The sequence below is a fragment of the Mucilaginibacter sp. P4_A11 genome (genome assembly GCF_056402535.1).
The window spans coordinates 401,585-421,962 of the sequence record NZ_JBFUHE010000005.1; the positions used below are offsets into that span (position 1 = coordinate 401,585).

Genomic DNA, 20,378 nt, shown 5'->3' on the forward strand with positions numbered 1-20,378 from the left:
GGTTCAAAGGTACGATCTCAATACAATAATAATTTCACGATGGCCATTTCTTTCGGCCCAAACCATTGGTATCGACCAATCAGCCCCGGCATGCTTTGGGTCAGCGCCCTGTTTCAGGGTTAACTCATAGCGTTTGATCATAGTTAAAATTAGGAAAATGAATTGATTATATTTAGGCTTTAAATTTTTGAAGCAATGAAAAAAATCCTGTTGGCGATAGCTTTTGTGGTTACTTTTCTGTTAGGTTTTGGCTTTAGCCGTTTAACCACCCCTGTCAACAATGGCCCGCGTGTAACGGGGATCGGCGGCATCTTCTTTAAGGCCAAAGACCCGGCGGCACTCAAAATCTGGTATGAAAAAAACCTTGGTATGCGCATGGTGCAAACGGGTACAACCTTCGAGTGGCACCAGGGCATGGACAGCACCAAAAAAGGTTTTACTGCATGGGCGCCTTTCAAAGAAACGACTAAATATTTTCAGCCCTCCGATAAGCAATTTATGATCAATTACCGGGTTGAGCAACTGGATGCGCTGTTGGTTAAGCTAAAAGCCGCCGGTATCCAGCCAACCGATAGCGTAGAAAGAGTAAGCTACGGCAATTTTGTACACCTGATGGATCCCGAAGGCAATAAGATAGAACTATGGGAACCCAATGATGTAGATTACGCCAAAATGGGCACGATCACGACGAAATAGGTTTACCCTTGTCGTTTTACCATTTCGTTTATCCAAATTGGTGCAAAAGGCGATGTACAACCTTTGGATACGGGGTAATCACGATAAATGCCCAATCGTTCCCCGATGGCGAGGGCATGCTCACGATAAACCGGGTGATGGATCCCGATCTGCGCCAGGGTACTGTTCATAGTCCACTGCACTTCGGGCGCAGCTAACGGCATTTCGGTTTCCAGGTAGTCAAGTATGCCGGGGAGATCCAGGCCCTCCGGACTTCTGGCTACCCTGCCGCTGGTAAGGCTCCAGCCCAGGCGAGCAGCCATCGGATCGTCGGCTATCAGCCATTGTTCCCGGAGTTGTTCCTTATCCGCGCGCTCTTTGATCACGTAAGCATAAAGCCAATCGATAACATCTGCAAACCGCTCAGATCGAACCATAGTATCCAACTCTTCAATGGACAAGCGCTTTGGGTCAATGATCAACACAGCCAGGAACCGTGCGTCGATATTACTGGTGGCCCATAGCGCCCTGGCAAGTTCATGATCTGTTTTGATCTTATTCGCCAGTGTCCGGACATCTCCGCGCTTTACTCCAAACTGTTGCCCCTGTGCACCACGTTTGGTATTTTGGAGGCGCATTCTCTCGCTGCCCATGGCTTCCAGCGAGGTCATAACTTCATTAACTGTCATCAATCTTCCCGTTTTTTGATCACCCGAATTTAAAAAGATAATACTATAAATAGCTATTGTATATCAATATACCAAAAAACAAAAACGGCATTTTAAAAATGATATAACTCAAAAAAACGTCATTGCGAGGTACGAAGCAATCGCGAACTATACAGGGCGGACCTGCTAATCGGGGATTGCTTCGTACCTCGCAATGACGTTCTTATTACCTATTTTTAAAACAGTTTCAGGAGTGTCAAATCTAATTTAAGTCAAAATTATTCAAGAGTTTTAACACCCTTAATGGTAGTTGCCGAATCCTGGTGCAAGTCAAATACGGTAACGCTGTTCTCTCCTTTTTGCAGCCAGTTTGCAGGGCAATATAAATGAAACTGTGGACCTACATTCCAGTAACGGCCAAGGTTATGGCCGTTAACCCAAATCACACCTTTTTTGAAGTTGCTTAAATCGAGATAGGTATCTGCTACCGCCTTCAAATCAAATTTCCCTTTAAAAAATGTGCCGTCATGAAAATCTTTCACATCTGTGGATTTCAGCGAGGCTATGAACTGGTCATCCATAGGCAGTTTATAAATTTCCCAGTTGGTAAGCGTCATGCCCTCTAACGTAACCCTATCGGTTATGCCTTTACGGTCTATCATATACTGCGCAAAATTGATATGCCCCATGTTTTCAACCAGGATATCAAGCTGCGGGTCTTTCACGTCTGAAGCTGGTAATTTAACCGTCCACTTGCCACCATCGCGGTAAACTGTATCCACCAGTTTACCATTCAGCAAGACCAGGGCATAATCATGCGGTTCTGTAATGGTAAGGGTACCGCTTTTGCGGCCTATTAATTTTGTCCGGTATAAAATGAAGCCACTGTACTGCCCAAGGGCTTCCATTGGTACGGGCTGGGCCGATTTAACAGCCGCGGGCAATTCATTCCAGATGGTATTAACGGGCTTCACATCAAATGCAGCAACTTCCGTTACCGGGGTTGCCTTTGGAACGTTTGGAATTTTATACTTTACATATTTGGCAATGAGGCCACGCAAAGCATAGTATTTTGATGTGGCTTCACCACGCTCATTAACCGGCGCATCATAATCATAACTGGTAACATCCGGCTGAAACTGTACAGGGCTAAAGGCATTAGCGCCGGCATTAAACCCAAAGTTGGTACCGCCATGGATCACGTATAAATTGAATGATTTTTTATGCTCAAGCAGGTAAGTAACTTCTTTTAAAATGCCGTCATTACCTGGCTTTTGCCATTTTTCTTTCCAGTGGGTTAACCAACCAGGATAACTTTCACTGCTGAATGAGGGTACATTTGGATTTTGCTTTGCTGCCTGATCAAAATCGGCATCGCTTGAACCACTGTCCAGCCCTATCGCCGCACCATCCACTCCACCGGCTTCCAGCATAAATGCAGTTGGGCCATCAGCAGTGTAGAAAGGCACACTAATACCATTTTCAACCCACAGGTCCTTTAGTTTCGCAATATATTCACGATCATTAGCGTAGCTTCCGTATTCATTTTCAACCTGTACCATGAGGATGGGGCCTCCGTTTGTACATTGCAGATCGCGCACCTGTCCTGATAATACATTTACGTATCTTGTAACTTCGGCCATGTAACGTGGATCCATACACCTTAGTTTAATATCCGGTATAGTTAACAGGTATGGAGGCAAACCGCCGAAATCCCATTCGGCACAAACATAGGGACCGGGACGAAGCAGTACCCACATCCCCTCTTCCTTACAAATGCTTATAAATTCGGCGATATTCCTGTTTTCTGTTTTGAAATCAAATACGCCTTTTTGCTGCTCATGATAATTCCAGAAAACATAAGCGGCTATCGTGTTACAGCCCATGGCCTTAGCCATCTGGATGCGCTGCCTCCAATACATTTTAGGTATCCGGGCGGGGTGCATCTCACCGCTGACGATCTGAAAGGGTTTACCATCAAGCAAAAAATCACTTTTACCTAATGAGAATACATGTTTTTGCTGCGCACCGGCAATACCGGATGTTAAAATTACGAGAGCGAACAGGAGGATCTTTTTCATTATGAGTGCAATATAAATTAATCAGTATACTTAAACGGGAAGAGCAATATAGCCCTTCCCGTTCAATTTTTTATTTACCAGCCCGGATTTTGTACCAGCTGTTTGTTCAAATCGATCTCATTTTGAGGAATAGGCCACAGGTAGTCACGATTTGCATTAAACTGCCTTTTTTCAACAAGGATATGCTGACCGTAATCGGCCCTTGACGAATTAAAATAATTAAGGATACCGTAGGCATTGCCGGGCATTACAGTTTCAGCTGTTTTCCATCTGCGGATATCAAACAAACGGTTATCTTCCATCGGAAATTCAACATGCCTTTCACGCCTTACAGCGGCCCGCAGCTGCGCTTGTGTTGCGGCCTTTGCAGCTGTTAACGCAGGCATATTAACACCTGCCCTCTGCCTTACTTTGTTAATAGCATCATAAACCGACTGATCTATTGTACCTGCTTCTATCATAGCTTCCGCATAGTTCAGCAATACTTCGGCATACCTGATCAAAACAATATCGTTTGATGAATTGGCATCATAACTTCCGGATATTACCGTCGGGATGTATTTTTTATAATAATAGCCGCTAAAAGAAGCATTGTTTTTACCCAAAGCATCGATTGAATTTGTGTTGGTGATATCGATAGTATTACCATTAACTACCGAACCCGGAACAACCACGGTCAACTTAAGCCTTGGATCACGGTTATCAAATGGTTTTGTCGCATCATACAACGGTGAATTATCAATGGTGTTACCATCTGTACATTCATAATCATCAACCAGTTTTTGCAGCGGCACTACTTGTGACCATCCGCCTACCGTAGGTCCGCCAACCCAGGTTGCGGTTCCGTTGGCATAGGTATTAGCAATGTACTGTCCGGCAAGGATTATCTCAGGACTATTTTTATTGGTGCCGTTAAATAAGCTCAGATAATCGCCATCTATGCTGTACTGGCTTAAATCCATTACTGCTTTTGCAGCGGCAGCGGCTTCTGTGTATTGCGCATTATAAAGCAATACCCTGGCTTTTAAAGCTAAAGCCGCGCCACGGGTTATCCGGCCCTGATCTGCAGCGGCATAAGTAAGGGGCAGGTAACCGGCAACAGTATCCAGTTCGGCAACTATAAATTTAGCTACCGAAGCTTTTGGCGTACGCGCCACATCGAATTCGCTGATTGCCTGTACGTGGGTAACCAATGGTACATCGCCATACATACCTATCAATTGCTGGTAAGCATAAGCCCTTAAAAAGCGCGATTCACCAATGAGGCGCTTACGCATATCATCGCTCATACCGGTTACTTTATTGATATTGTCAAGCACATTGTTGGCTGCACCGATCATGGTATAAAAGTTTGACCAGTAGTGGCTAAACACCCCGTTACTTGAAGTACCGGTTCCGTTGCCTGCATATTGTATATCATCAGGCCAGTTACTCCATGAATAACTGTCGTCTGTACCGCATGACAGGAAGATCCTGTCGGTAAAATCGCCAAGATAACGGTATATATTGTTCACCGCCTGTACGGCATTGGTTTCGGTTTTCCAGTAGGTTGTACCGGATGAAGCATCTAATGGTTGTTTATCAAGCAGGTCTTTTTTACAGGCCGAAAACGCCACAGCTACAACAACCAGCATTAATATTATATGTTGAATCTTTTTCATCTCTGTTCCTTTAAAAATTTGCGTTTATACCAAAGGTGTAAGTCTTAACCTGCGGATAGTAGCGGTTATCATTTGGCGACTCAGGGTCGATATCGCTTGGCAGGTTACTGAAGGTGAATATGTTTTGTCCCGATACATATAACCTTAGTTTTGACAAGCCCAGTTTGCTGATGAGCGCCGGTTTAAGGCTGTAACCCAGCTGCATACTTTTAACCCTTAAATATGATCCGCTTTTGATCCAGAATGAAGAAGCCTGGTAGTTTTGAGTTGAAGTAGTTAACCTTGGATAAGCAGCATCGGTATTTGTAGGTGTCCAGCTATCTTCCTGGATGGCTTTGAAGTTACCATCGGTGCTTGTTGGTGCCCTTTGCATTACCAGGGTACTTACATCAACTTTACCAACGCCTTGTAATAAGGTTGAAAAGTCGAAACCTTTATAGCTTGCGCTTAAGTTGAAAGCGTACGTATAACGCGGGATATTGCTACCCAAATAAACGCGGTCTTTTGAATCAATAACACCATCACCGTTCTGATCTTTATAGATCAGATCGCCGGCCGAAGTGCCTGCGGTTTGGGTTGCATGTGAAGCTACTTGGGCAGTCGACTGGAAGATCCCCTCAACCTGGTAACCGTAGTAAGAGCCAATAGGTTTTCCTGTGATGTAACCAAAAGTATTGTTGTTATTATCTGTTGTCAAATAATCAGTACCCTTCAGGTCGGTGATCTTATTTTTCACATCAGAAATATTGCCGCCTGCCGAGTATTTAAAATCAGACCCAATAGTGCCTTTGTAATTTACACTAAACTCATAACCTTTGTTGTTCATGCTGCCCGCGTTTTGGTAAGAGGCAGTAAAACCTACTGTTGACGGGATAGGAAGAGCATATAGGATGTTATCGGTAGTTTTGTTATAGTAATCAAAAGTAAAAGTCAGCTTGTTATCCAAAACACCTAAGTCAAAACCGATATCGGCCATTTTGGTGGTTTCCCAGGTAAGGCCATTATTTACATAAACACTTTGACTGGCTGCTGTATTCAGCGTGCCGCCAAAAGGATAGCTGTTGTTGTAGCTGAAGGTTGACTGATATGGGTAATTAACCACCGCGCTTGTAGTTGAAAGCGGGTTGTCGTTACCTAACTTACCCCATGAACCCCTTATTTTCAGATCCTGGATACCGGAAAAATCCTTCATGAACTCTTCTTTGGCAAGGTTCCAACCGGCAGAAAATGACGGGAACCAACCATAGTTTGATCCTTTAGGAAAACGTGACGATCCATCGCGGCGGATGTTTGCCTCAAACAGGTACTTGTCATCATAGGAGTAATTTAATCTTCCGAAATAAGATACCAGCAGGTATTCGGTGGAAGTACCGCTGTTGGTAGAGGTACTTGCCGAACCGGCATTGATCTCTGAAAGGTCACCGTCAGGGATGTCTTTTCTGAAAGCAGTCAGGTAATCATAGGTTTCGCTCAGTCTCGATGCACCCGCCAAGAAGCTCAAGTTATGTTTGCCTAAGGTTTTCTTGTAATTGATCAAGCCCTGGTAATTCTGGAACCAGTAGCCTGTATATTGTTTGGTGATATCATTCTGACCTACGGTCAGTGTGTTTTTGGTATCATACTGAATATAGTCAAATGCCTTATTGTGCAGACTGTTGTATGAGCTCTGATAGTTGTCAGATGCCGTACCAGTAAGCGTTAAACCATCAATAACCTGGTAGTTCAGTTTGAAGTTGCCGATAAACAGGTTCTTTTTATAATCATAAAGACCGCCTTCATCCTGAAGCCTCAACGGGTTTTGTCCGCCGCGTAGCGTAGCCCAGGTGCCATCAGTGTACTTGTCAACACTTAATGGGTTGGCTATAGCAGCCTGGCCAAACTGGTACCATGCCGAACCAGCAACACCTTGAGGTTCCTGTTGTTTGGAGATATTGGCCGATATATCAGCACTGAAGTCAAGGCGTTTGGTGATCTTGGTATCAGTGTTAAGCCTTACGGTAAGCCTGTCATAATTCATATTTTTGATCAAGCCGTCCTGGTTAAAGTAGTTGGTAGAGAAACGGTAGGTATTTTTTTCACCACCGCCCGATACCGACAGGCTGTGTTGCTGCTGGAAGCCGCTGCCTGTAAGAATTTTTTGAAGCCAGTAATTATCGGGATATAAATTCTGATTGCGGTTTGGGTTGTTATATTCGTCAATCTGCGCATCAGAATAAACTGCACCTGAACCTGAGTTAGTATACATCAGGTTTGCTAAGCGCATAAACTCCTGTGCACCTACAAATTTAGAGATGCGGGTTGGGTTCTGCCATCCAAAATAATCAGAATAGGTAACTGCTGTTTTGCCACTTGCCCCTCTTTTGGTAGTGATCAAAACCACACCATTTGCAGCCCTTACACCATAAATTGATGAAGCTGCCGCATCTTTTAATACCGAAACGGAAGCAATGTCATTGGCATCAACGTTATTGATATCAGTTTGAACACCATCAACCAAAACGAGTGGATTACTGTTATTCAATGTACCTATACCCCTGATCCTTATGGTACCCTGATCGCTTCCCGGCTGGCCCTGGCTTTGCGTAACTGTAACGCCCGATGCCATACCCTGCAAGGCAGTTGATACCTGGCCTACCGGTTTCCAGTTAAGGTCGTTTCCGCTTACAGATGTTACCGAACCCGTAAGGTTCACTTTTTTCTGCGTTCCGTATCCAACCACAACAACTTCGTTAAGCTTGCCCAAATCCGGCATCAATTTCACACTCATCGGCGATCCTGATGTTGCCGGCAATTCTGCCGTAGCAAAACCTATAAATGAAAATACCAACACAGCATTACCATTCGGCACTTCTATTTTGAACTTTCCATCTGCATCAGTAATGGCTACTGCCGTACCGCCTTTTACCTTAACGGTAACACCTGGCAACGGGAGGTTCTTATCATCTGTAACATGCCCGGTGATTGTAACCGCAGCCGGTACCACTTGTACGGGTTCATTGTTAGTTTTTTCCTGAAGTATGATAGTTTTATCAAGTACCTTATAACTTAAAGAAAGATTATTGAGGCATTTTTCAAGCGTTTCGGATAGCGAAGCCTCATTAAGTTTAACTGTAACTGTTTTGTTTTTTACATCTTTAGAATCATAAAAAAACACATATCCGCTTTGCTTGCTGATATTGTCAAGCACATTCACCAACGAAGTATTGGTTTCGTTAAGATTGATTTTTTGACTGAAAGCTTTGGCACTACACTGAAGCAGGCCTGCTATTAAAAAAATGGTGGTCAGTTTCATAACCAGGAGGAATTTTTTGGGCAGCCATTTTTTATACATGGCAATAGAAAAAGCATTATAATTCATACTTTTGATTAGTTTGGGTTAATACACGATTAGGTTCAATTATTCGTATTTCCGGAAACGGAAGGGGTTAACTCAAATATTCGTACCCTGATTGCCGTCGGGGTACGTTTTTAAATTAACAGCCTTTAAAATGCGCCGCTAAGGCAGGTGATGTAGTTTTCTGTTCATTTTTCTCTATGTTTTAGTTTATTGATTAAAATATCTGAATGCTATACTCAGAGGGTAATAATTATAGTTTTACCTTGTATCCGGTATTTAACCTTTTTAAAGCTTAAAAGATCAAGTATCTGCGAAGCCTTGACATTGCGCGAGATCCCGCCCGAAAATTCTCGATCAGGAACGTTACCTTCAAACTTCACGTCAACATCATACCAACGGCTAAACTGTCGCATAACTTCATAAATACTGGCATCATGGAAGTAAAAAAGACCATTTTTCCACGCTATTGCCTGGTCGGTGTTCACTTTTACTACGTCAAGCTTATCTGCATTCAAGCGGGCCTGTTCGCCGGGTTTGATCACTTTGTTGCTGCCATTATGAGAGACTTTCACAATGCCTTCTAAAAGCGTTGTGCTCATTACCTGCTCATCTGCGTAAGAATTGACATTGAAGTGGGTACCTAAAACCTCCACAACCTGTCCGTTGGAAACTACCCTAAAGGGCTTGCTCCTGTCATGGGCAACCTCAAAATATGCTTCGCCTGTAAGCTCTACCCTTCTCTCGTTGCCTTCAAACTGCACGGGGAATTTAAAAGTGGTAGCGGCATTTAACCATACCTTAGTACCATCGGATAAAGTGAATTGATATTGCCCGCCCCGCGGTGTGGTAGCGGTATTAAACAAAGTTTCGGCGGATTGCTGCCCCCCTTGTTTCGATGCATAAGCAACACTGCCATCGGCTGTTTTATTAATAGCAATACCGGCATCGCTGGCAACCAGTCCGTTTTTTGCGCCAGAAAGCACAACCTTATTACCATTGGATAACGTAAGCGTTACTTTATTGCTGCCCGGCAGCAGATCAGCTGCCGGAGTTTGAGAAGCCGTGGTATTTTGTTTTACCTTATTGTGGCTGGTAAACTGATAAACGCCTATTGCAAGCGCAATAGTTAGAGATGCGGCAGCAAGCATGAACCGCCTCCCATATAGTTTGCGCACTTTGTTGCCGCTACGGGCATATTCAGTTAAACCGGCGATACTTTGCTGCTGGTGATGCTTCAGTAGCTCATCGTCAATTTCAGGCGATGGATTACCGGACCGGTATGACAGGTACCATGATTCAACAATGGCTTTTTCCTCTTCAGAAACGTTGCCTTCGTCATATCGCCTTAATAAATCTTCAGGGTAATTTTTATCCATAAGCAGGGTTTATTCCTTTTGATCACGCTAATGACAACCGGGAAGAACCTATGGAGTAGAAGAATTATAAAAAAATTGAAAAAAAATAGGTACTTAGTTTCACCTTTAGTATTTTAAGGGAGTTTTGAACCTGTTTACGTACGGTAAGTACGCTGATATCAAGCTCGTTGGCAATTTGCTGATGCGAGAGGTATTGCTTGCGGCTCATCTCAAAAACCAAACGCATTTGAGCTGGTAATTTTTCAACCTCGGTTTCAATAAGCTCTGTGAGTTGCTTTAGCCTGATATTGTGATCTGCTTCGGTAGTACCGTTATCTATAAATGATTGAAGGGAATCAAAGTAATCATACTTCAGCTTATTGCGTTTGTAAACGTTGATAACCCGGTTTCGCACAGCCGTGTAAAGGTAACCAGATAAACTAACGGTAAATTGAATCGTGTCCCTGTTATCCCACAAATAGGAAAAAAGTTCCTGTAATATATCCTGAACCTCGGCGTCATCCTCCAGCCTTTGCAGGGCATGCCTATAGAGGACAGCGTAATACCGGGAGTGTATTTCGGTAAAAGCGTCAACATCGTTTTGTTTCAGCTTAGCTATTAATTCTGTATCGGTGTGCGACCTATAAACACTCATTAACAATTAAAACGGGGTATTCAATTTTCAATATTAAGGAATTATTTCTTAAGATGAGGATTATGTTAACTCCAACGTGTCATTTTAACAATTAATAACACTTTTGTCCGGCAGGCCCGGTAAAGCCAGAAACAATCGATTGAATAGTGATCTATTTCTGTGTAATTGGCCTTCCTGTACGGTAATTGCACATTTGTCCCATAAACCATCCAAGTACGTGACCACCGTAACCGGAGGCAGATAATTTCATGGTGCCATTTAAAAAATTTTCATTGTCTTAAAATCTTTACATTGCTCAATCGTCTGCTTATAGAGATACGCATTTGTATCAACTTATATAAATGGCAAAAAGACTTCCCCTGATCGTACTGCTTTGGCTGGTTAGCGATCTTTATTTTTTTCAGGCGTTAAAAACGCTCACCAATTCAGGTATCATTTTACAGTGCTATTGGCTTATTGACCTATTGCTGATAGGAAGCATAGTTGCAGTAATTTTTATACGGCGCGGTTCACGTGTGCAGCAAACACTCATCACCTGGTTGATGGGGTTGATGCTATCGACCTTTGTTCCCCGTTTATTTTCTCTGCCGGTTTTATTAATTGAAGACATAACCCGTTTGTTCCGCGGATTTCCGCCAAGGGCTTTTTGGGTAAGCGAACTCGCGATGGTCGTGGCTGCCCTGCTCTTCCTGATCGTACTGTTCGGCATTACGCGTGGCCGGCACTTTTACCGGGTAAGACGGGAAACGCTGCAGTTCCCCGACCTGCCTGCAGCTTTTGACGGATTTACCATCACGCAGATCACGGATGTTCATTCGGGCAGCTTTACTAATGCCACAGGCGTTAAAAAGGGCTTGGACCTGGTTAATGCCCAGCGCAGCGACGTTATTTTATTTACCGGCGACCTGGTTAACAACACGGCATCTGAAATGGATCAATGGATCCCTGCCTTTGCCGGTTTACAGGCACCAATGGGAAAATTCTCGGTGCTCGGCAACCATGATTACGGCGACTACATCCGGTGGGAAACGCCGGAAGCCAAGCAAACTAACCTGGCCCGGCTGAAACAGGTACATACAGAAATAGGGTTCCGGCTATTGCTGGATGAAGCCATCACATTAAAAAAAGACGGCCAATCCATTACCTTATTGGGGGTAGAAAACTGGGGAAAAGGCGGCTTTCACCAATATGGTGACCTCAACAAAGCAACCGCCGATGTACCCGACCAGGCCTTTAAAGTACTGTTGTCGCATGATCCATCGCACTGGGAAGGTGTAACGCTTGATCATCATCAGCACATCCACCTAACGCTTTCGGGGCATACCCATGGCATGCAGTTCGGCATAGAATTGTTTGGCTTTAAATGGAGCCCCATTAAATATGTTTATAAGCAGTGGGCCGGGCTTTATCAAAATGCCGGGCGCTTTTTATACGTTAACCGCGGATTTGGCTTTTTGGGGCTCAAGGGGCGGATCGGGATGTGGCCGGAAGTAGCTGTCATCACTTTAAAACAAAAGTAGCATTTGATTGATTTTAAGCGCGACCTGTAACCCGCATCAGGTTTTACAACAGTAAACTTAATCCACCAAAATATCCTGTAATATCTGTCTAAACAATTCGACATTTTATCAGTTGTTACCAACAGAAGGCCAGCTATGGAAAATTACCCGATCACAATCAGTAAAGACAAAGACGTGCATCATTTTGAGGTAGGCGAATATGCCCATCATTATGATGAAAAATGTAAATTCAGGGTATTTGAAAACGGGGTATATGTTGCAAGTTTTGAACCTGACGAGCAGCAATTTCTGCACATATGTCAAAACCCGGGTAAGGTTGACGAAGAAATACTTCACCTCCTTGCCGATCAGATCGAGATACAACATCCACATGGCACTGCTAACAATATCACCAAATTAAAGTTATGAGAAGCATCTGGAAAGGTTCCATTGGGTTTGGCCTGGTCAGCATTCCCGTCAAACTGTACTCTGCTGTGCAAACTTCTTCCCTTGATCTTGACATGCTGGACAGCCGTGACCATGCCCATATCAAATTCCAGCGGGTAAATGAAAACACTAAAAAAGAAGTACCGTACGATAAGATTGTAAAGGGCTACAAATATGATGACGATTATGTGATCATTGAAGAAGCAGATTTCCAGGCAGCTGCCCCTGAAAAAAGCAGGGTGATCGAGATAGAAAACTTCGTTGACATTGCCTCGGTAAACCCCATGCTTTACGAAACCTCTTACTATACCGAGCCGGAAACGAAGAATAATAAAGCATACGCTCTCCTTCTGGAAGCTTTGAAAAAATCAGGCAAGGCCGGTCTTGCACGGTTTGTATTACGCAATACCGAAAACCTGTGTATTGTACACCCGGTGGAAAAAGCGATAGTGGTAACCCGGATCCGCTTCGAGCAACAGATCAGGGACCAGGATGAGTTAAAGCTCGATGATAAAGTAACCATATCTAAAAAAGAACTGGACATGGGCCTGGCGTTGATCAATCAGTATGCTGAGCCGCTCGACCTGTCGAAATACAAAGATGAGTATCATACGGAGCTATTGAAACTGATTGAGGCCAAAGCCAAAGGCAAACGCCCTACCATCAAGAAACTCAAACCAAAAGTGTCCAAAAATGATGATCTTTATGAACAACTGATGAACAGTTTACAAAGTAAAAAAGGAGCATAGAATGACGAACCCTGTACAAACCAGCCTCCCCCAAGCGGACGGCAGCAAACGCTACGTAATCATAGAACCGGTGCTTAAAAAAGATGCCCCCGCCCATCTCCACGAAACCGGCATTTTTAAGATCTATAAGGATGCATTTGGTGATGAAAGTCATTTATTCACCGAGCCCGCGGAAAACGAAGGGCAGGCAGATGACTTACCCGACGACCAAAATCCCGATTACCTGGGGAAACTTCATTTTTCCGGAAAACACTGGCGTTATGAAGGCAGCGGTTTGAATAACAAAGAACAGGAAACACTGGCAAAATTGATCCGGAATGGTCAATCGGCTGAAGATACAGAAGAGTTCCCGGAAAGCGCCAATCCGCCGGAAGACATGCCACTGAACCCTGGAAGCCTGAGTTAAACCACTTGGTAAGATGCTGCGCTTCTATAGTCTATAAAACTCCCATCAAAAAACGAAGCTGTATCACAAATCCAATTGACCACTATTGGCATTGTGTTACCTATGAATTGAAATTTAGCCGATAATATTTATACAAAAGGGGGTTAACATATTTCCGAGATAAAAATCACTCAACTAACTTATTATTAATTATATATGCTAATGTTAACCCTAAATTATGTTAACCCTGTTAACCCCTTTTTGCAGTAGAGTTAACCCCAAACTATATATCATTTAAGTATCTGAATATTCAAAAAAACGAGGCTGATCATGTAAAATCATGATCAGCCTCGTTTTCAATTAAATACCGGCATAATCGTTCAATCTATTTCCAGATAGATTTCAATGCGGTTTGTTTCAGGCTAATGCCTTTGCTTGTTATATGATCAAACGGTTTGTTGGGGAAAAAGATGGTGGTCATGGTAGTAAGGCCGTTATCGGCAAAAAGCTCAACTGAGGTGCCGTCAATCACCAGTGTAAGGTCTGATGCTTTTGCGGTTGCAAATCTCGGGGCAACAAATCGGCCTTTAAAATCATGCTGAAAATCAACTTTCCCTGCTTTTGTCCTGTCGATATAATATTGATTGGCCTTTTTATCATAACCGATCACCAGCTCCTCACCGACATCATTTGAAAGCATAATGGTATAGTCACTAAGTGATGCTGTACTCATTTTTAACAGGCTTTGCGCAGGCAATTTTGCTTTAACCGAAGTTGACAGTCCAGAGACAATACCTTTAAGCTCGCCAACAGGCACTGAAGCCAACAACAGTTCATCGTTTACTTTTTTTAGGGTTATATCCCGTGGGATGGTCATGGCATTGCGCCATTTTTCGGTTGGAACCTGGTTGGCATATTGCCAGTTGCTCATCCAGCCTAAAAATATTTTACGGCTGCCGGTGTTACCCCAGGTAATACCTGCGTATTCATCGGGCCCATAATCAAGCCAGCGGGTTTTGGTATCAATAGGAGTAAATTTATTGCCATCAAACTGGCCAACAAAATATTGAGTTGCCGAGCCGCCGTTTGGCCCGCCGGGGTTGATGTTCACAATAAGCACCCAATAGGTTTTACCATTAAGTTTTAAAGGGAACAGATCCGGGCATTCCCAGACACCGCCATGCGCGCCGATTTCCAGGCCAAATTCACTTTCCTTTTTCCAGCTTTTCAAATCGGGGGCCGAATAAAAGGTAATATGATCTTTAGTGGCCAGTGTCATTACCCATTTCTTCTCTTTTGCATACCACATCACTTTGGGGTCACGAAAGTCCTTGATGCCGGGGTTCCTCAGTACAGGGTTGCCTTTATATTTGGTCCAGGTGTTCCCGTTATCCAGGCTATAGGCAAGGCTCTGGTTTTGAAATTTATCGCCCCCCTCCTTTTCACCTTTAGGGTCATGATGGGTAAATATAGCTACCAGCGGCGTCTTTCCCTTTTTGCCAAAACCGCTGGTGTTGTTTGAATCAACCACGGCGCTGCCCGAAAATATATAGCCCAAACTGTCGGGATATAAAGCTATCGGCCGCTCCTTCCAGTGAATAAGATCGGCACTGGTGGCATGCCCCCAGTGCATAGGCCCCCAGGTTGAACCTTTGGGATAATATTGAAAAAACAGGTGATAGGTATGATTAAAATAAACCATGCCGTTAGGATCGTTTATCCAGTGTTCTTTGGGCGAAAAATGGATCTGCGGGCGATATTGTTCCTTGTAAGTTTTGGGGGGCGAATCCTGTGCCTTACAAATACTATTTAAAGTAATAAACACAATCAGCATTAATACGCCACATTTTGTTTTCATAATTTAAGCTTTTAATGGTTATATATTTAGCAGGATAGTACAAAAAAACTGAGCTGTATAATTGGTATAAAATAACAGGAATCCCAGCCTGATTGATCAAGCCAGGACTCCGTTAATTTAATAATTTAATAACCAGGATTTTGTTTATATAATCCGTTAGTGAATGTAATTTCTGATTGCGGAATTGGAAGGTATTCGTCTCTCCCGGCAGTAAATTTAGCCGTTGCTAAAAATGGTCTTCTAACTTTTTCAACATTGATATAGTCGTTTAAAGTTTTTTCTGCAATTCCCCATCTAACTAAATCAAAAAAACGCGCCCCTTCGGTGGCAAATTCCAGTCGTCTTTCCCATTGCAATGCTTTACGTGCATAGTCCTGGGTCCAGCTTGCCGGGGTATAAGGTTTTATATTATAGGTTGAAGGGAACGTCCCATCCAGTTTTTTTAGCCTCCCCGTACTGGCCGCAGCCCTGTTTCTGATTTGATTAATTAGCGGCAGCGCATTTGCCTGTTGTCCTAACTCAATATAAGCTTCGGCCTGCATTAACAAAACATCATCATACCGGATGATATCATAATTTTTTGCCGAGCCCATAAATGGCCCAAGCTTAAAGTAAGATGAGCTTGTGGCTAATTGCTGGTTACGCATGGTATGAAAATTCCCGTAAACACCCGGGTCACGCACCCAACTGTTGCTGAACGGTTTGGTGTTATCGTATTTATAAGGATGCCCGTCTATCCCAACAGTATGGTCTATCCTTGTATCTACAGTAACTTTTGACAGATCGGCGATACTATTATTAAATGTATCAAAATTAGGTAAACCATTTGCATCAGTTGTATAGGCATTTACCAAATTCTGACTTGCAGCGTGGAAACCACAGCATCCATATTGAGGCGCCCCATGCGGATAGTTCAGCCCGTCTTCAAAATTCAAGCGACCGGCAGTAGTACCGTCATTGATGGTAAACTGTATGGCGAAAACCGATTCCGGCCCGTTCTCGGTTTCAGGTAAAAAGTTATCAGCAATATCCGGACTTAACGAATATTTACCAGATGCAATAACTGCCTGTGTAAGCGTAACAACTTCCTGTAACCTTGTTTTATTAATATTGGTGACATGATGGTTACCATCCTGCTCGTATGCCTGGTACAATTTTAATTTAGCTAAATAAGCTTGTGCGTTCAACTTATTGGCCCTCGCTAATTCGGGCTGCGTGGCTGGCAAATTATCAACTGCATATTGAAAATCGGCAGCAATCTTATTCCAAGAATCATCGTTTGATAAAGTGTTTGAAACTTTCAGGATGTCGGCTTCAGTCGCGGTTTCATCAAAAATGGGTATGTTTTTGTAGAGCAATTTCATGGTAAAATAGCTATGGGCGCGTAAAAATCTCAATTCGGCCAAACGGATCTTTTTGTTTGGAAAATCTGCATCCGAAAGTGAATTAACAGCCCTGATGGCTACATTTGCCCTTGAGATAGATTTAAACAGATTTTTCCAGGTTCTGGAAACAAAGGAGTCCATTGATGGGGTTACCAGGTTGTAATGCTCTAAAGCATCCACCTCGCCAACATCGCCGGTGCCGCCGCCGCCTTTATAAGCGTCATCTGAGCGAACGCTGCCATAAGCCCAATCGCTGTATATTGGCCCAATCATATCGCCGTTTCCGATAGCCGCATAAGCCGCGGTTACCAGTCCTTCAACAGCGGTGGGTGATTTTAAATCTGAAGAAGACAGTACACCCTTTGGTGTATAATCTAATGCTTTTTTACAGGAACTAAAAATAATCAGCCCCGATAAAATAGTGGTTACAAATATTTTCGATTTCATATTGAATGATTTTTGAGATTAAAATGATGCATTGGCTCCAAAGCTGAAGATGCGTGGAATTGGCACAGGATTGAGGTCAATCCGCTCTGGATCAGGACTCAGGTACTTGCTGCTTTTTACCGTAAATATGTTTTCGGCCATAGCAAATACCCTGAGCCTGGTAAATACAGCTTTAGGTAAAATGGTATATCCAATTTGAAGGTTCCTTAATTTGAAATACGAGGTGTTAACAATGAAGTAATCAGAAGTACGGCCTTCATTGTTATTGTCTTTTAGTGTTAATGCAGGTACATTGGTGTTGGTATGCTGTGGTGTCCAGCCGTCAAATACACCAGGGCCTACATTTTCCCGGCTATGCATCAAATTGTTATACAAGGTATATACATCAAAGCCTTTTCGGCCAGCAACACCCGATCCGAATATGGACAGGTCGAATTTTTTATAGGTAAGGTCGATTCTTGCGCCGTATTCTAATGCCGGTAGTGTAGTACCTATCCAGGTTTGATCATTGGCATCAATTTTTCCGTCGTGATTGATATCAATATAACGGATCCTGCCCGGCCCGGCACCAATTTGCGTTGGAGCAGCATCAACATCGGCCTGCGATTGGAAAAGGCCAGCCGTTTTATAGCCAAATATGTCAAACTGTGAATGTCCTATGATGGTATTATCTATATTGCCCGGGTAGGCTGGTCTAACATTCTCTGGTAAATCGGTGATCTTATCCCTGAAGTGAGAAAAGTTTAAAGTTACATTGTAATTAAAATCGCCCGACCGTTGCCCGTGATAGGTTACTAAGAACTCCCAGCCCCTATTGGTTTTTGAGGCACCGTTAACAGTTTTAGATTGTCCTTCGCCCAATGCAGATGCAACTGGTGGTGTGATCAGGATGCCTGTGGTTTTCCTGGTAAAATAGTCAAATGAACCCGAGATCTTACCATTTAATATAGCAAAGTCTAACCCGGTATTTAATTCGTCGGTAGTTTCCCATTTAAGGGCAGGGTTTTCTGCCTGAGTTTGAACAAAGCCAGATGGCAGTGATCCTGTATTAGCGCCGGATAATGAATATGCGGTACCAACGTTCATATATTGCTCCCAAAAGCCGGGGGTAAGTTGGTTTTGAGTAGTGCCGTAACGTGTATTGTAAAGCGCATAACGCGACAGATCACCGATTTCCTGGTTACCTACGCGACCTACGCCAGCCCTTAATTTCAGTTCAGAAAATATGGTACTGTTTTTCAGGAAGCTTTCCTGGTCTATTTTCCAGCCGGCTGAAGCAGATGGGAAAATACCATATTGGTTATTGGCACCAAACCTTGACGAACCATCACGACGAACTGTGGCCGACAGTAAATATTTGCCTGCATAGTTGTAATCAAAACGACCAAACTGTGAAAACAAACTATTACCTGTTGACCTGCCGGTAACAATAGTATTTCCTGTGCCGGCATCTAACGTAAAATAATCTTCAGTTTGGATCGCATATCCCTGTTTCAGGGTAGTTTGAAAATCAGTAAAGGTTTTAATGTACTCTGTACCAACTAATATTTTAAAGTGATGCTTAGCGTTTAAATCATAGCTGTACCTTAAAGTATTGGAGAGCGTTGTGCTTAAATAATGATTTTGATCAAAGAACAGGCTGTTGGTAGTACGATTTAACGCGCCCTCTGAAAAAGTTGGCGTGATCACCTTGCTCAGGTAATCTGCATTATCAGCACCATAATTTGATCTGAAGAATAAATTCTTGATGGGCTGTACCTCTAAAAATACGTTACCAAATGTGTTTAGCCTGTTGGCATTATTCCATTTCGCAAGGTCCTGCATATGTAAGGGATTGTTCCTGTCAGAGTACCCGGCACCTGATTCACCTGCATAGGTTACGCCATCTTTTTGATAAACAGGGATGGTTGGGGCCAGCGTAACCGCAAGGAACGGCGTTGAAGCGCCACCCAAATCCGTGGTAGTCAGGGTTTCGTTTGAGTTGGTGATCTTTATATTTACGCCGAAGGTCACTTTGCCATCAAAGGGCCGGGTTATGGCATTAATGCTACCGGTGGTTCGCCCGTATTTGGTGAAGCGCACAAGGCCTGTGTTCTTGATGTTTCCAAAATTTATCTGGAGCGAAGAATTTTTATTACCTATCGATGCGGTAAAATCATTATTGTAAACAAAGGCGGTTTTATAAAGCACGCTTTGCCAGTCGGTATCGCCAGCCGGGGTATTGGGGTCGCCGCCTACAAATGGTTTTGGCGTAACACTATTTAAAACAGGGTTACCAAAATTATTATTCCAGTCGAAGTTATAGATCTCTCCATAACCTGCGGCGGGGTCCTGTCCATCATTAACCGAGGCTTGCCATAAGGCCTTACCCCTGTCAACAGAGTTCAGCATTTTAAACCTTAACGATTTTTCGGATTGGATAGAAGTACTGTTATTAAACTGAAACTGCACCTTACCCTCGGTGTTGCCCCCGTTTTTGGTAGTAACAATGATAACACCATTGGATGCCCTGGAGCCATAAATTGACTCGGACGAAGCATCCTTTAATACCTGAACCGAGGCTATATTTGAAGGCGACAAATTTTGAAATACTTCGGGCCTTGTAGTAGGGATACCATCAATAATATACAGCGGATTATTGTTACCTAAGGTATTAGCCCCCCTGATCAGGATCCTGCTGGTTGAGCCATTTGCCGAGCCATCTTTTTCGATATATAAACCGGCAACCCTGCCCTGTAAGGCCTGCATGGTATTTCCCGAACTGTTGTTTTTTACCGGGGCTAAATCAACTACCGCAACGGCGCCCGTCAAATCTTTCTTTCTTTCAGAAGTATACCCGGTTACAACTACTTCGTTGAGCTTATTTTCTGCATCTTTGAATACTACGTTAAGTGTTTTAGTATCGGCAGTAATAGCTATCAGTATCGGTTTGGCACCTACATAGGAAAATCTTACCGACTCGCCGTTTTTCACAGCAATACTGAATTTTCCGCTGGCATCTGATAGTGTTGATTTTTGGGATTCAACAACCACTATAGTAACTCCGTCGATAGGTTTTGAGGAGTTATCTAACACAGTCCCGCTGATGATGCGGGATTGCGCGTATCCTTCACTTATTAGCAGTATAAGAAAGGAACAAATAAGTAATAATTTTCTCATTGATTTTGATTTAAGTG

Annotated in this window: 15 protein-coding genes; 5 read left to right on the top strand and 10 right to left on the bottom strand. The window is 43.3% G+C overall.

Going from position 1 to position 20,378, the window contains the following annotated elements; genetic code table 11:
• Window positions 1–3: 3 nt before the first annotated feature.
• Window positions 4–141 (bottom strand): hypothetical protein, encoded by a 138-nt coding sequence (locus tag AC1DUD_RS12745; RefSeq protein WP_477375057.1) that lies wholly within the window; start codon window positions 139–141, stop codon window positions 4–6.
• A 54-nt stretch (window positions 142–195) separates the two neighbouring features.
• Here AC1DUD_RS12745 and AC1DUD_RS12750 point away from each other — a divergent pair, with 54 nt between their 5' ends.
• Window positions 196–696, top strand: coding sequence for a VOC family protein (locus AC1DUD_RS12750; protein WP_477375058.1), 501 nt, complete (start codon window positions 196–198; stop codon window positions 694–696).
• Window positions 697–698: 2 nt separating this feature from the next.
• On the opposite strand, the gene AC1DUD_RS12755 is transcribed toward AC1DUD_RS12750, so the two are convergent.
• The 6 genes from AC1DUD_RS12755 to AC1DUD_RS12780 form a co-directional block, all read right to left on the bottom strand.
• On the bottom strand, window positions 699–1,364 hold the full coding sequence (locus tag AC1DUD_RS12755) for a DNA alkylation repair protein (protein WP_477375059.1): 666 nt from the start codon (window positions 1,362–1,364) through the stop codon (window positions 699–701).
• Window positions 1,365–1,621: 257 nt separating this feature from the next.
• Window positions 1,622–3,424, bottom strand: a complete 1,803-nt coding sequence (locus AC1DUD_RS12760; RefSeq protein ID WP_477375060.1) for a glycoside hydrolase family 35 protein — start codon at window positions 3,422–3,424, stop codon at window positions 1,622–1,624.
• Window positions 3,425–3,498: 74 nt separating this feature from the next.
• Entirely contained in the window at window positions 3,499–5,085 is a 1,587-nt protein-coding gene (locus AC1DUD_RS12765; protein WP_477375061.1) for a RagB/SusD family nutrient uptake outer membrane protein, read from the bottom strand.
• A gap of 10 nt (window positions 5,086–5,095) precedes the next feature.
• A complete protein-coding gene (locus AC1DUD_RS12770) occupies window positions 5,096–8,443 on the bottom strand; it encodes a TonB-dependent receptor (protein WP_477375062.1) in 3,348 nt (1,115 codons plus the stop codon).
• Between the two features lie 215 nt (window positions 8,444–8,658).
• Window positions 8,659–9,798: a FecR family protein gene (locus AC1DUD_RS12775; protein WP_477375063.1), complete on the bottom strand. Its 1,140-nt coding sequence runs from the start codon at window positions 9,796–9,798 to the stop codon at window positions 8,659–8,661.
• Between the two features lie 64 nt (window positions 9,799–9,862).
• On the bottom strand, window positions 9,863–10,432 hold the full coding sequence (locus tag AC1DUD_RS12780; RefSeq protein WP_477375064.1) for an RNA polymerase sigma-70 factor: 570 nt from the start codon (window positions 10,430–10,432) through the stop codon (window positions 9,863–9,865).
• A 341-nt stretch (window positions 10,433–10,773) separates the two neighbouring features.
• Between AC1DUD_RS12780 and AC1DUD_RS12785 the strand changes: the two genes are divergently transcribed.
• The 4 genes from AC1DUD_RS12785 (at window position 10,774) to AC1DUD_RS12800 (ending at window position 13,533) form a co-directional block, all read left to right on the top strand.
• Window positions 10,774–11,952, top strand: coding sequence for a metallophosphoesterase (locus AC1DUD_RS12785; protein WP_477375065.1), 1,179 nt, complete (start codon window positions 10,774–10,776; stop codon window positions 11,950–11,952).
• A 135-nt stretch (window positions 11,953–12,087) separates the two neighbouring features.
• Window positions 12,088–12,360 carry a hypothetical protein gene (locus tag AC1DUD_RS12790; protein ID WP_477375066.1) on the top strand — a complete coding sequence of 91 codons (273 nt, stop codon included), beginning with the start codon at window positions 12,088–12,090 and terminating at the stop codon, window positions 12,358–12,360.
• Window positions 12,357–13,127 carry a non-homologous end joining protein Ku gene (ku, locus tag AC1DUD_RS12795; protein ID WP_477375067.1) on the top strand — a complete coding sequence of 257 codons (771 nt, stop codon included), beginning with the start codon at window positions 12,357–12,359 and terminating at the stop codon, window positions 13,125–13,127. Before AC1DUD_RS12790 ends, ku begins: the two co-directional genes overlap by 4 nt.
• A gap of 1 nt (window position 13,128) precedes the next feature.
• Window positions 13,129–13,533, top strand: coding sequence for a hypothetical protein (locus tag AC1DUD_RS12800; protein ID WP_477375068.1), 405 nt, complete (start codon window positions 13,129–13,131; stop codon window positions 13,531–13,533).
• A gap of 364 nt (window positions 13,534–13,897) precedes the next feature.
• Here the strand turns inward: AC1DUD_RS12800 and AC1DUD_RS12805 are convergent, their stop codons facing one another.
• The 3 genes from AC1DUD_RS12805 to AC1DUD_RS12815 all read right to left on the bottom strand — a co-directional run bounded on the left by AC1DUD_RS12805 (window position 13,898) and on the right by AC1DUD_RS12815 (window position 20,361).
• Entirely contained in the window at window positions 13,898–15,370 is a 1,473-nt protein-coding gene (locus tag AC1DUD_RS12805; RefSeq protein WP_477375069.1) for a glycoside hydrolase family 32 protein, read from the bottom strand.
• Window positions 15,371–15,495: 125 nt separating this feature from the next.
• Complete coding sequence (locus tag AC1DUD_RS12810) at window positions 15,496–17,202, bottom strand: RagB/SusD family nutrient uptake outer membrane protein (protein ID WP_477375070.1); 1,707 nt, start codon at window positions 17,200–17,202, stop codon at window positions 15,496–15,498.
• 18 nt (window positions 17,203–17,220) lie between these two features.
• Window positions 17,221–20,361 carry a SusC/RagA family TonB-linked outer membrane protein gene (locus tag AC1DUD_RS12815; RefSeq protein ID WP_477375071.1) on the bottom strand — a complete coding sequence of 1,047 codons (3,141 nt, stop codon included), beginning with the start codon at window positions 20,359–20,361 and terminating at the stop codon, window positions 17,221–17,223.
• Window positions 20,362–20,378: the final 17 nt, after the last annotated feature.

What these genes read in the sequence shown, in the direction of transcription:
- AC1DUD_RS12745 (WP_477375057.1), bottom strand. Translation starts at nt 141, where the DNA reads ATGATCAAACGCTATGAGTTAACCCTGAAACAGGGCGCTGACCCAAAG.
- AC1DUD_RS12750 (WP_477375058.1), top strand. Translation starts at nt 196, where the DNA reads ATGAAAAAAATCCTGTTGGCGATAGCTTTTGTGGTTACTTTTCTGTTA.
- AC1DUD_RS12755 (WP_477375059.1), bottom strand. Translation starts at nt 1,364, where the DNA reads ATGACAGTTAATGAAGTTATGACCTCGCTGGAAGCCATGGGCAGCGAG.
- AC1DUD_RS12760 (WP_477375060.1), bottom strand. Translation starts at nt 3,424, where the DNA reads ATGAAAAAGATCCTCCTGTTCGCTCTCGTAATTTTAACATCCGGTATT.
- AC1DUD_RS12765 (WP_477375061.1), bottom strand. Translation starts at nt 5,085, where the DNA reads ATGAAAAAGATTCAACATATAATATTAATGCTGGTTGTTGTAGCTGTG.
- AC1DUD_RS12770 (WP_477375062.1), bottom strand. Translation starts at nt 8,443, where the DNA reads ATGAATTATAATGCTTTTTCTATTGCCATGTATAAAAAATGGCTGCCC.
- AC1DUD_RS12775 (WP_477375063.1), bottom strand. Translation starts at nt 9,798, where the DNA reads ATGGATAAAAATTACCCTGAAGATTTATTAAGGCGATATGACGAAGGC.
- AC1DUD_RS12780 (WP_477375064.1), bottom strand. Translation starts at nt 10,432, where the DNA reads ATGAGTGTTTATAGGTCGCACACCGATACAGAATTAATAGCTAAGCTG.
- AC1DUD_RS12785 (WP_477375065.1), top strand. Translation starts at nt 10,774, where the DNA reads ATGGCAAAAAGACTTCCCCTGATCGTACTGCTTTGGCTGGTTAGCGAT.
- AC1DUD_RS12790 (WP_477375066.1), top strand. Translation starts at nt 12,088, where the DNA reads ATGGAAAATTACCCGATCACAATCAGTAAAGACAAAGACGTGCATCAT.
- ku (WP_477375067.1), top strand. Translation starts at nt 12,357, where the DNA reads ATGAGAAGCATCTGGAAAGGTTCCATTGGGTTTGGCCTGGTCAGCATT.
- AC1DUD_RS12800 (WP_477375068.1), top strand. Translation starts at nt 13,129, where the DNA reads ATGACGAACCCTGTACAAACCAGCCTCCCCCAAGCGGACGGCAGCAAA.
- AC1DUD_RS12805 (WP_477375069.1), bottom strand. Translation starts at nt 15,370, where the DNA reads ATGAAAACAAAATGTGGCGTATTAATGCTGATTGTGTTTATTACTTTA.
- AC1DUD_RS12810 (WP_477375070.1), bottom strand. Translation starts at nt 17,202, where the DNA reads ATGAAATCGAAAATATTTGTAACCACTATTTTATCGGGGCTGATTATT.
- AC1DUD_RS12815 (WP_477375071.1), bottom strand. Translation starts at nt 20,361, where the DNA reads ATGAGAAAATTATTACTTATTTGTTCCTTTCTTATACTGCTAATAAGT.